9 protein-coding genes are annotated in these 11,242 nt (G+C 56.4%); 2 read left to right on the forward strand and 7 right to left on the reverse strand.

The window, feature by feature from the left end; genetic code table 11:
• Positions 1-114: 114 nt before the first annotated feature.
• From QGH09_05135 to QGH09_05145, 3 genes are read right to left on the reverse strand one after another with little or no spacing between them, the layout of a single operon-like run.
• A complete protein-coding gene (locus QGH09_05135) occupies positions 115-624 on the reverse strand; it encodes a TlpA disulfide reductase family protein (GenBank protein ID HJO17565.1) in 510 nt (169 codons plus the stop codon).
• Positions 621-1,844 carry a sialidase family protein gene (locus QGH09_05140; GenBank protein HJO17566.1) on the reverse strand — a complete coding sequence of 408 codons (1,224 nt, stop codon included), beginning with the start codon at positions 1,842-1,844 and terminating at the stop codon, positions 621-623. The genes QGH09_05135 and QGH09_05140 overlap by 4 nt, the downstream gene beginning before the upstream one ends.
• 45 nt (positions 1,845-1,889) lie before the next feature.
• Positions 1,890-3,305 carry an MATE family efflux transporter gene (locus tag QGH09_05145; protein HJO17567.1) on the reverse strand — a complete coding sequence of 472 codons (1,416 nt, stop codon included), beginning with the start codon at positions 3,303-3,305 and terminating at the stop codon, positions 1,890-1,892.
• Between the two features lie 373 nt (positions 3,306-3,678).
• Between QGH09_05145 and QGH09_05150 the strand changes: the two genes are divergently transcribed.
• Together QGH09_05150 and QGH09_05155 are read left to right on the forward strand one after the other, a co-directional pair.
• Complete coding sequence (locus QGH09_05150) at positions 3,679-4,266, forward strand: DsrE family protein (protein HJO17568.1); 588 nt, start codon at positions 3,679-3,681, stop codon at positions 4,264-4,266.
• Between the two features lie 214 nt (positions 4,267-4,480).
• Positions 4,481-5,581: a c-type cytochrome gene (locus QGH09_05155; GenBank protein HJO17569.1), complete on the forward strand. Its 1,101-nt coding sequence runs from the start codon at positions 4,481-4,483 to the stop codon at positions 5,579-5,581.
• A 77-nt stretch (positions 5,582-5,658) separates the two neighbouring features.
• On the opposite strand, the gene QGH09_05160 is transcribed toward QGH09_05155, so the two are convergent.
• From QGH09_05160 to QGH09_05175, 4 genes are all read right to left on the reverse strand, one after another.
• Positions 5,659-6,630, reverse strand: coding sequence for a carboxypeptidase-like regulatory domain-containing protein (locus QGH09_05160; protein ID HJO17570.1), 972 nt, complete (start codon positions 6,628-6,630; stop codon positions 5,659-5,661).
• Between the two features lie 344 nt (positions 6,631-6,974).
• Positions 6,975-7,721: a hypothetical protein gene (locus tag QGH09_05165; GenBank protein ID HJO17571.1), complete on the reverse strand. Its 747-nt coding sequence runs from the start codon at positions 7,719-7,721 to the stop codon at positions 6,975-6,977.
• Between the two features lie 98 nt (positions 7,722-7,819).
• Positions 7,820-7,966 (reverse strand): hypothetical protein, encoded by a 147-nt coding sequence (locus QGH09_05170; protein HJO17572.1) that lies wholly within the window; start codon positions 7,964-7,966, stop codon positions 7,820-7,822.
• Positions 7,967-8,065: 99 nt separating this feature from the next.
• A complete protein-coding gene (locus tag QGH09_05175; protein HJO17573.1) occupies positions 8,066-10,981 on the reverse strand; it encodes a carboxypeptidase regulatory-like domain-containing protein in 2,916 nt (971 codons plus the stop codon).
• Between the last annotated feature and the right edge of the window lie 261 nt (positions 10,982-11,242).

Below are 11,242 nucleotides of genomic sequence, written 5' to 3' on the forward strand. Positions count from 1 at the left end.
TCTACTTCACCGCAACGTCGTTCCCGCTCCAGGCGTTGCCCGTAGATTAAACAGCTCGCGACACGACCCAGTTGGACGTCTGGAAGGTCCGTGCGTTGTGGGAGTGCGCCAGACTTACGTGCCGTCGTCAAGTAGGTACTCGATAGAGGCCGTCATCATTTCAAAGCGCTCAGGCAGAAACCCCTCGATCCTCAGTCGCAGACGGCCAGAGCGATCGATGAGGATACTCGTGGGGAACACGATGACGCTATAGCGCTCGGCCAAACCGTCGTCGAGCAATACTGGGTAGCTCATCCCGAACGCTTCAACGAAAGGCGGCAGGGTTTTGGGCTCATCGCCATAATCAGCACCAAGGATGACCAACCCACGATTCCGCCACTGCCGATCCAATGCGACCAGTTCAGGGATTTCCTCCCGGCAGCTTATACACCACACTCCCCAGAAGTTGATCAGCACGACCTTACCGGTCAGGTCCGAAAGACGGACGATGTTTCCGTCCAGGTCCACCCCCTCGAATTCGATCGCCGGCTCGTTTATAAGGTCGGCAGACCCGCCTTCCTCCTGCGCTGACGCAGACACGACCAAGCCGCACAAGACCAAACACAGCGTCCCGAGCGTCTTCACTCGACCGTTACCTTGGCAATACGCACCTGGGATGAACCCTCACGCGTGTAAGCTTCCGTCCAAGTCACATAGATGTCACCACCAAAAACCGCCATCCTTGGAAAGCCACTGGCGCGGCCAGAACCAGTATGCGCGATCGGGTGGGACGGACTAGGTCCGCCTGAAGGCGACACCCGCCTGAGCTTCACGGCACCCTCGCCTCCTTCACCACGCTCAAGCCAAGTCATAACCGTCGCACCACCGAGCATCTCGATGTCGACACGGCCCACAGGATGCCCATCATCGACCCGAATTACTTCGCTGAAACTGGCCCCACTGTCACGTGAGAATTTCGCCTGAACACGCGGTTCACCACCAGACGCACTAAACCAGCCCACGGCCAAGCGGTTGCCATCAGCCACCACCTGCGGGCCGTTGACCGGACACCCCGGGATCTTCCATCCGTCCTCGTGTAGCGTGACCGGTTCGGTCCAGGTGCCATCGGCAAACCGCACAACACTGATGTCCCGGATTTCTTCAGATGAACGATCGCGGTAGGCGATGAGCAGACCGTCAGCCGTTCGTGTCATGCCCGTCTGACAGCACTCGCAGATCCGGCCATCAAGCTGGTGTTCAGCCTGGAATTCCCCATCCGCGAAGGTCGTAAACATCAACGACATCTCGTTGTCACGAGCACCCTTACGAAACTTCCGTCCGTCCAGCCAGACCCCGGCGAAGCCCGACTTCCCGTACTCAGTCAGCGAGACAAAACCATGTTCGCTCAACGTTCCATCACGATGCGGCCGCCGGGGGGCACCCCAAGTCGTTCCTCCATCATCGGAGACTGACATCCAGATATCGTACTGGTAGGTTCCGTTGGCCGCCTTCTCAAGCCAATGCGCAGCCAGCCGGTTATCCGCAAACGGAAGCATTGACCCAAAATCGGCCCAATTCGCAAAAAACGCAGCAGAGGTGTGAATCGTTAGAGGCTCACTAAACGTTTGCCCATCCCACATGGCAAAACGGAACGCATGACCCTCATCATGCGATTCGAGCCAACTCAAGTAGAGTCCCGTGTCAGACGCTACGAGATTTCCGGTGAGACTAGAGCCGGGTGCAGGCGACACCAGTGGTTCAACCGTGAACGGCTGTTGGGCCCTTACCGGGGCAAGCGCGAAACTAACAACGGTTATGCCGAGAACCGAGGCCCAAACGTGTGGACGAGAAAAGTCGAAGACCATACTTAAAGTGTCAGATATGTGTTGGGTAGAATCATAACCCACCCCCTAAGCGGGGGTTGGGTCAATGTCAACTCGGATATTGCGCCACTTGCCCTGCTGAAATCGCAAGACGCTCAATACACAGCGGGTCACGTGTCCAAACACGATCGCCAGCCAAATGTCACTTGCCTCAAGTCCTCGAATCGATTGAACGATGAAACAAAGCCCAACCGGTATGATGACCTGCGACAGAATCGAGATGTAAAGTGGTCCTCTCGTGTCACCGGTGCCCTGTAACGCACCAGTAAAAGTCATCGCCACTGTGACGAAAAGCCCAGAAATTGCCAAATAGCCAAGGAGTTGCCGACCTAACACCAACACCGGCCCGTCAGTCATGCCGAACACCGCCAGGAGTGCTTCGGGAACTAAGACAAACGCCGCACCAATGACACTCGCTAAACCAAGACCATAACCAGCGGCGACCCGCGCGGACCGAGCGCTGCGCTGCGGTCGGGCAGCCCCTAGGTTTTGACCAGCCATAGCTGATGCCGCTCCCATTAACCCCACTGACGTCCAGGTGATGAACGAAAAGAGCTGCGTATAACCAACCGAATAGGCAGCTTGCGCCTCAGCACTGACGCTCAAACCACCGATAAACCGGAGCATCATCAGACCGCCGATGTTCATTACAATCCCCTGAAAACCAGCAGGCAGTCCAAACCTGAAGAGTGAGCGGATGATCCTAAGGTCGGGTTTGTAGGTCATCGTGCCAGAAAATTGGATGACTAGGCGGTTCGATGCGAGCAAATATAGAAACACTAGACCCACTACGCCACTCGCGATCACCGTGCCCATCGCTGCACCACGCGTACCGAACGACGGGATTGGACCAACACCCCGGATTAACGCGACACTGAGGATTACGTTGAGCGCAGTCATTAGGATTCCAAGTCGCATCGGGGTCTTCGCATCACCTGCAGCACGTAATGCCCCACTAAAAAGGAAAAACATGAGCATCCCAATACTGAAGACAAACATGATCCGGATATACGGCAGTGCCTCTAGCTGCACCTCAGGTGCCGCATTAATGAGACGTAGCAGCGATGGAGCGAAGTAATAGCCGAAGGGAGCAAGGACGCCGAAAGCTAGCGCGAGTGAAACAACAAACGCCTGGTATACCGAACGGTTAACTCTGTCGTGGTCACCGGCACCTGCAAAACGGGCTACCAACACTCCCATTCCAGTAAAGATCGAAGCCACAAAGACAATGACCAGGATAAAGATCTGCATACTGACACCGATCGCAGCATTGCCGATATGACCCACGTAGTTTCCGACCATCGCTTGATCGATGACGCCTTGGAGTCCACCAATCATGTTCTGTAACATCGTCGGCCAAGCGAGTCGCCACACGGCGAGACCGAGCGGTCCCTCAATGATCCGTCGATCGAACGTTTTCGTGGGTCTTGTCGTGTCGGTCATTCAGCGGACACCAGCAGCAGACATCAACCGCGGGAAATCTCTAGTGGAACGTCAGAGGCTTCAAAAAACACTAAACAGCGTCCACCCATCCGCCCATCATGCCATAGACAGGGCTACAGCAGTGGGCCATCCCCTTCGGTCCGAACAAAGTCGACAAAGCGGATTAACACCCTCTACCTACCCCGTTATCTCCAAGCTGAGACAACGGGGCTTTCCGAACCAGCGTGAAGGACCAAGATGCCGAGGCTTATCCTCTCTACAACAGATTTTGCGGTTAAGATAGGTTTGGGCTTGGATCACTGAAAGCTCTGCTAATATTTATTTTCTGCAGTGCTGATGTCCGGCACTGTGAATCAAGAAACGAGGACGGAAAATGATGAAACAACGGACCGGAATGATGAGAATTCTGGGTATGTTTGCGATGAACCTAGCTGTGGGGTTGCTCGTGGCCGGACCAGTCGACGCACAGAACACCCGCAACGACCTGCACGATGGTCCGCTCATCGAAGGGTTCGGGCGGCACGTTGACCTACCGAACGCCGATTTCGTCATGCGCACCGACGACAACATCTATAAAGTGGCTTTTGAGATCTTTCAGCCGCTGAACGCTCCAGAACGGCCCCACATGCGTCTAGAGGCAGCCGCACGTTTCATGAACATGCATGCTCATGCCGGGATCCCCCAAGAAAACTTACAAGTGAAACTGGTGTTGCACGGTGGAGGCACGCGGGCGGCAATGACAAACGAGGCGTATCAGGAACGCTACGAGATGGACAACCCAAGCTTGCCGTTACTTGAGGCACTCTCGGATGCCGGAGTCGAGATCTTTCTTTGTGAGCAATCGCGCGTTCTCAGTGGCCTCGATGCCAATGAAGTGTCGGCGCCTGTCAAGAGTGCCTTGTCGGCAATGACCGCCGTCGTAACGTTGCAGGCAGACGGCTATCAGTTCCTGACCTACTAAAACTCAAATGGAGACAACCTGATGAATCGGACGGCATCTGGCTGATGCAAGCGGGCACTAACCGCGCTCATATTATGATCATACGTCCGTAAGAGAATTCTTGTCGCCACACAGAGGGGTTGCTCGACCGCATCTCCTTCTAGTCCGAACGTGAAATGGACCTTAATGACCTCGCCTGCCAAGAGGTGTGCGCTATAGTGGAAGCGGGGCGCCGATGACGCAAATCACAAGACGGGGTGTGGCTACGATGGTAGTCATTCTCCCGCTGACCACCGCGCTTGGATGCTCGGCACCTTCAAGAGAATCGGTTCCTCCTGCTGTCGAAGTACCACGGATACCCCAAACCGGCGAGTTCGGCCCAGCATCTCACACTTACGAACTGGTTGGCCCATTGGTACCGAAGACCACGACGATGGTCACGGCCTGGGACCTCCCCCAGAACCCTCTGTCCGACCCCGCGCTCGACATACGCCAGGACGCCGACCTGATCCGCCAAGGGTTTCAGTTGTTCACCAATACCCCAGAGGCAACGCCTCGCTTTACGGCAAGTGGCATGACATGCGCTAACTGCCACCTGAATCAGGGCCAGCGCGAGTTGGCGTTACCGCTCGTCGGCACATCCGGCATGTTTCCCGAATACAACAACCGCGCAGGCCGAAACTTCAGCTTGGAAGACCGGATTGTGGGATGTTTCTATCGCAGTCAGAACGCTGTGCATGGACCGGATAACGGTGGCCTTGCAGTCGCACGCTCAGGGGCAGTGCCCTCGCCCCACAGTGTTAACACGGACACACTCGTTCTCCCCAACGTTGATTCTCAAGAAGTCATCGCGCTTGCCGCATATCTACGGTATTTGTCTGAGGGCTACACCCCTGGTGAAGACCCTCCGTGGCGAAAAAAGAATCGGATTCTTCGCGAGAACCTTCTGCCAATCGACGCGTTGGACCCACAACGTGGAGAAGCAATCTATACCGAACTGTGCGTGAACTGCCACGGTCCAGAAGGCCAGGGCGTGCAGGTCGGTGATAAGAAGGCGGGACCGTTGTGGGGACCACGGTCGTGGAACGATGGCGCCGGAATGGCCCGTTTCTATACGCTTGCCGGCTTCGTTCGTTACGCGATGCCCTATCTCGACCCTGGTAGCCTCAGCGATGAAGACGCGCAACACGTCTCTGCATTCATTATTTCAAAGCCGCGCCCATCCTATCCGTACAAGAACGAAGACTACCAAGTTGAACCGCTACCGGTCGACGCAGCGTTCTACGGTCTTGACAACGCCGAAGCCGTGTCCAGCCACCCGCAGCAGCAGCCCTAGCAGGCGCGCTCCAAAAAAAAGCTGGAGGCCGTCCAGACGACCCCCAGCGATACCCAACAATTTCACACTCAGAACGATTACTGCGGTCGGATTTTCGAAAGTAAATCCAAGGCCTGTCTCTTCTGTGCCGAGTCATTCGGGGAAAGCTCAACGAACCTTTCAAAATCGTCAGCCGCCGGGTCGTAGTTCTCTTCTTCGCCGTCAGCCAACTGTCGATTGGCCTGCACCCGAGCCATCCCCCGGTAGTAATACGGCAACGCGGTACGTGACGACCGCCTAATCGCAACGTCTAGAACCCGAATCGCATGGCCATATTCCTCACGCTCCATCAGCGTGTTCGCACTGAGGTCGATAAACGCCGCCATCCAATCGCTAGGTAACGGCCGACCGAGCCCATTAACGTAGCCATGCATCCGCTGATACTGACCCGCATCACCAGCCAACATCATCGCCTGAATCCCAATCTCGACCGGAAGCCCTGGTTCCGCCGGCGGCGCCACATCGGCCCACCACGCAAGCATGGCGTCATATTCATCCATTGCCTGTGGCAAATTACCCTCCGCCTTGTAAGTCTCCGCGACCGCGCCATGCAGATTCACGTTGTTCGGAAGAGAGAAAAGAAGCATCTGGTACTTTTCCCGTGCGCCACTATAATTGCGCGCTGCGGTATCCACCGCCGCCTGGGAAACCAGGTCCTGCATAGCCGGAAGCACGAACTCAAGGTCTTCGTTGCCACGCGGGAGAACCTCAATTTCACGCTGGGAAATAATGTATCCAAGGTGGGTTCCGTTGACGGTGATCTGCCACATCCCGGGCTTCAAATCATCAAGGTCGAAATCGCCGTCGCCACCGGCAAATTCCTGGTTCGGCCCCGTACCGGTTTCCAGGTAGACCGCTGTGACTGTGCTACCGGACAAGCCCTCTCCCGCAGGGTTGGTCACCGTGCCGTCCAAATCGATCCGTCCCTTCCAATCTTGACCGTTGACCGCCACTGGCACTGCCAACACAACAGACAGGACGACCATCCACCGTAACGCGTAATCCTTCACGTTAACCCCCCCAAAAACCGAAAGTTTTCTTGGCCCCCTGGACTCCCAAGGGACAGACCACGACCAATTATAATTGACTCGTAAAGCGGTGGTAAACCCTGTGTTCATCAAAAGCCTAGGTAGTAGAAGTTAGCGCGCTCAGGGCGAGACATCTACTTGCACATGGGCGTTCGTCCAGCAACATTGGAATCCGCCTCTGGTGCCAGATGAATCGTTCGCCTGTGCTCGTAGGATATATACACCTGGGGGCGCTAAAGGTAACGGTCGTACCGGTCTCACCGGTTGCCTCGTCGGTTTCCGGTCGGGGTTGAATCGCTAAGTGTATGCGCCGGAAGTCGAACGAACTAGGATGAAACCCACCTTTTCATCTGCCTCTCATCCTCACTCTGACCGCGAAACGGACGCGTTAGAAACAGGCCCATCTTCTTAAACGCCTTTGCAGTTGAAACACTCACTTTCGCAACACCCTTGGCAACCGACGTGCTCACTTTCGCAACGCCCTTGGCGACCGTGGTGCTCCCTTTCGCAACGCCCTTGGCGACCGTGGTGCCCCCTTTCGCAACGCCCTTGGCGACCGTGGTGCCCCCTTTCGCAACGCCCTTTCCGACTGCATTAACCGGACGGGCTAAAACTCTCCACCTAGACGGGTCATCAGCAAATGAGTCGAACTCGCTGACCGGAGGAATCAGCGGTCCGATAGTCGACAGAGCGTCCCGAGTCGGCCAGCGCGCGGCAGGCCGGTGAGCCACCAGCCTCTCATCAAGCACTGGGCCAGGTGGCACGATCTCGTGAGGCGCCCACTCAATCGCAACCGGCGAAAGAACTCTTGGGGACAAAACCGACTGAAGGGGGCTTGGAGGCGGCGGGGGGACCACAATGCCTTCGATCGACGGGTGCGGAAGACCTTCCCGGCCATCAGCCGATGTCGTGGGACCAAGCCCGAGCACAGCAGGCAGAGCTGACAAAGCCCGGTCGACCACCACGGGTGGCAGCGTGGCCAACACCGTTACTGTACCGGCGAGCAGGACAACCCACCCAAGCAGGGACACCCTGGAACCACGCCGTTTCCGCGAACCGTCTCGATTCAGCATCCTTGGAGGAAAAACGCCTACCCGTATTATCGGAAAGGATACACGAAGCCGTAGCACAAAAAAAGAAAACGATTGAACTCAGAAAACTGACGAAAACCTTAGTGTATTTCCTTTTTCCCTCCGGTCCCCTCCTGCTCGAAGACCAGAAACGCCACCCGGATACCGCTTTGGCTACCCTCAGCACCAGCGGGATTCTGAAGCACCCCAGCCGTGCACCCAAGCCGACATGCTGCTACCGAACGCACGGTCAACCGTCCACATCGGTTGATTGTGTGCTGCAGAAAAAAACGGGGCGGGCTGGGAACATCCCAGCCCGCCCCGTTGGTGTCTACCCTAAGCTCGCCTTAGTACGCGTAGCGTAGGCCGATTTGGAGCTGCCGTGGCAGTCCATTATTCACGAGCGTCCGGAGAATCAGATAGGTGCTGCTTCTCCGTTTGTCACCAGACGGTGCATTGAAGTTGGAATTGTTGGTCAGGTTGATGAAGTCAACATAAGCCTCCAACGTATCCGCATTCGGCATCTCCAGCGTATAGCCAGCACGCCCGTCGAGCTGGAAGTACCGCGGCCCAACGCCACCGTTACGGCCACCATCATAGTTAACCGTGTAGGAATCCGTTCCCGAGCCCGAATAGGTCCCGGCCGCCAACCACTCGTCGTTCGCGGTGCCGTTCTGGTTCGTATCCAAGGTGCTGTCGAGCAGCGAGAAGCGTGCTCCACTCCGGACCCGCACGATGCCGCTCACCCGCAGACCACCGGTGCCAGGCACAGCAACGGTTGTGTTGGCCACGAGGTTATGCCGGCGGTCGAAGTCCGTCGGTCCCCAGTTCGAACCCAGATTCAGGTCTCCGCCAACCTGGGTATACACGGACTGGGCGTCACCTTGGCGAGTGTTGCCTCGGGTATTCCCTAGGGTGTAGGAGATGCGGAAGCGGTAGTTGTTGCTGAACCGCTTGTCTAACGACACCTGCAATGCATCGTGGTTGATTGATCCACCATTGAGGAGTTGATAGACGTCATCGACGTATGTCGAGTTAGGCCGCTCAATCTTCGCCGTCCGCGCCGTGCTGACGCGGCTGGGCTGGTTGTGATTGTGCAGAATCAGCTGAGCGCGTTGCATGACACGGATGTAGTCCATGCTCAACGCCATATTGTTAGCTATCTGACGCTCAAACCCGAATGACAGTTGGTCGGCGTAAGGGTTCTCCCGGGCCGCATTGTCAAATCGGATATTACCAGCGTTCAGCACCTTCGACCCTGGTGGGTAGAGCGCATCAATAACCGCCCAATTGACCGTTGGCCCGTCTTTCAGATAGGCAGCGGTTGGCCGCAGACCACTCGACGGCCCTGGGTCGACGCCGTCCAGTGGCAGATTCACGTTGAACGAATCGTCGTACATCTGCTCACCGAAGACGTTATCGATGTGGGTGACGCGGAACTTCTGGTAGAAACGACCCAATCCACCCCGTAGCACGGTCCGTCCGTCCTCATCAAGGACATGCGAAAAACCGAGACGTGGCGCGAGGTTGTTCTTGTCAATCGGATAAATCGTGGAGCTCACCGCCGCACCGTAGAACTCGTTGTCCTCGTTCGGCGTTGGAATGATCTCCACGTCATACCGCACGCCGATACTCAACGTCGTCCGGTCGTTCAGCTGCCACTTATCCTGCGCGAAGCCACTGAGAATGGTTCCCGTCATGACGTAGTGCTGGTTGTTCGGCACCTGAATCGACAAACGCTCGGGGTAGGTGGAGTAGTCCGACGCATTGAAGTCCTTGTTCGTGTCGAAGATAAACCGCCCGTTCCGACGTCCGTTGGAGTTGTAGTTCAGGTTCATGTAGCGCCACATAACACCGAATTTAAGGTCGTGGTCACCATTCTTGTCCGGGATAAACACCGAGAACTGGTTTTCTGCGTTAAGTGTCCAGTTGATCCGACGGAACGCCGTGTTGAGGGTGCCACCAGTCCAGTCCAGGAAATTAAGTTGTGGCGCCTCGGTTTTCTGCGCCTTTGGTGGCGAACCAAAAGACTCCTCAGTCGAGCCCCAGTGCAGGTCTTCGTAAACTTCACCAAACCTCAGCACGTTGACTTTGTTGTTCCCGATGACTGAGTTGATTGACCCACCGGCTGCCCAGTCGTGGTCGTGCTCATGCTCCGCGCTGCCGATGCCCCAACTCGTGGCTGCGTGAGTCGATGGGGACGTTTCATACAGCCAACGGCCTCCCCACGTATTGTTCGCATTGATCTGATGGTCGCCGCGGGCAAAGAAGTTCCACGGTCGCACTGCTTCGATCTCAGCGCGGTTCTGGTCCGGCCGGGACGGGATGTTCACCGTCACACCCGTATCGAGAATCGGCCGCTCGAGGCTCCAGAAGAAATGCAGCTTGTCTCTGAGAATCGGGCCACCAACGGTGAATCCCAACTGCTTCTCCTGCGTGTCCGGCTTCACCAGATCCTGCGAGGCAACGAAGTAGTCCTTCGCCGTCATCTGATGCCCCTTCACGAAGGCAAACAGGGCTCCATGAAACTCATTCGTTCCCGACTTCGAAACAGCGTTGAGCACGCCACCCGAAGCGAGTCCGAACTCGGCGTCAAACTGTCCGGTGAGAAGCTGGAACTCCTGCACCGCTTCGATCGGAATCCGTGCCTGCGCGCCGGCGGAGCCACCCAAGTGGTCATCGTCGTTGCTGGCACCATCAAAGTTGTAGGCCACATTCGAGGAGTCCTGGCCGTTAACCATGATGGAGTCCGCTGCGAAGGAGGAAGTGGACCCGGTCGCGACCACTCCAGGGACCAAGTCGAGATATCCGGTGAAGTTCCGGTTGAACGATGGCGTATCCAGCAACTCTTGCTGCTGAACGTAGCCGCCGACTTCCTTCGAAGTCGTGTCAACCAGTGGAGCCTCAGCGGTAACGGTAATCTCTTCCTCGATACCGCCCACCGTCAACTCAACGGTGAGGTTGAATGAAGACCCGACCGTCAATGGAATATCCGGTCGGATGTAGCGCCGGAACCCCGGCAACTCTGCCGTTATTTCGTAGGTGCCAGGAGCCATAACCGGGAAGAAGAAAGAGCCGTCAACGTTCGCCACGGTCTCTCGAAACTGCCCGTTATCCTGATTGGTCGCCACAACGGTCACACCCGGAAGGGCGAGACCTTGGTCGTCAACAACCTCCCCGCGTAACTCCGAACTAGCATTCTGAGCGGTAGCCGTTCCGGCCACGAGCGAAATCGCAACAACGAGAATTAATAGCCGACGCATCAGTAACCTCCTAATAACGAAAGACCTTCCGACAAAGAAACCTCACACAAGAACTAATGACCTACCAATAACAACTCAACAACCCGGTCATGGGAAAGGCAACTCCCATACAACGAAACTACACGAGCCAAAATCGACGCGAACCCTTAGGACACCGCTAACAACGATGCCCTAACGACACACCCAGTTAGAATAGGCCGCCCGGCAAGTCGAAAAAATGAGACAACACAACGCATACTCGAATAAACCGTTATGTCTTTA

Source organism: Vicinamibacterales bacterium (assembly GCA_036012125.1).
In the GTDB taxonomy this organism is placed as follows: domain Bacteria; phylum Acidobacteriota; class Vicinamibacteria; order Vicinamibacterales; family UBA823; genus UBA11600.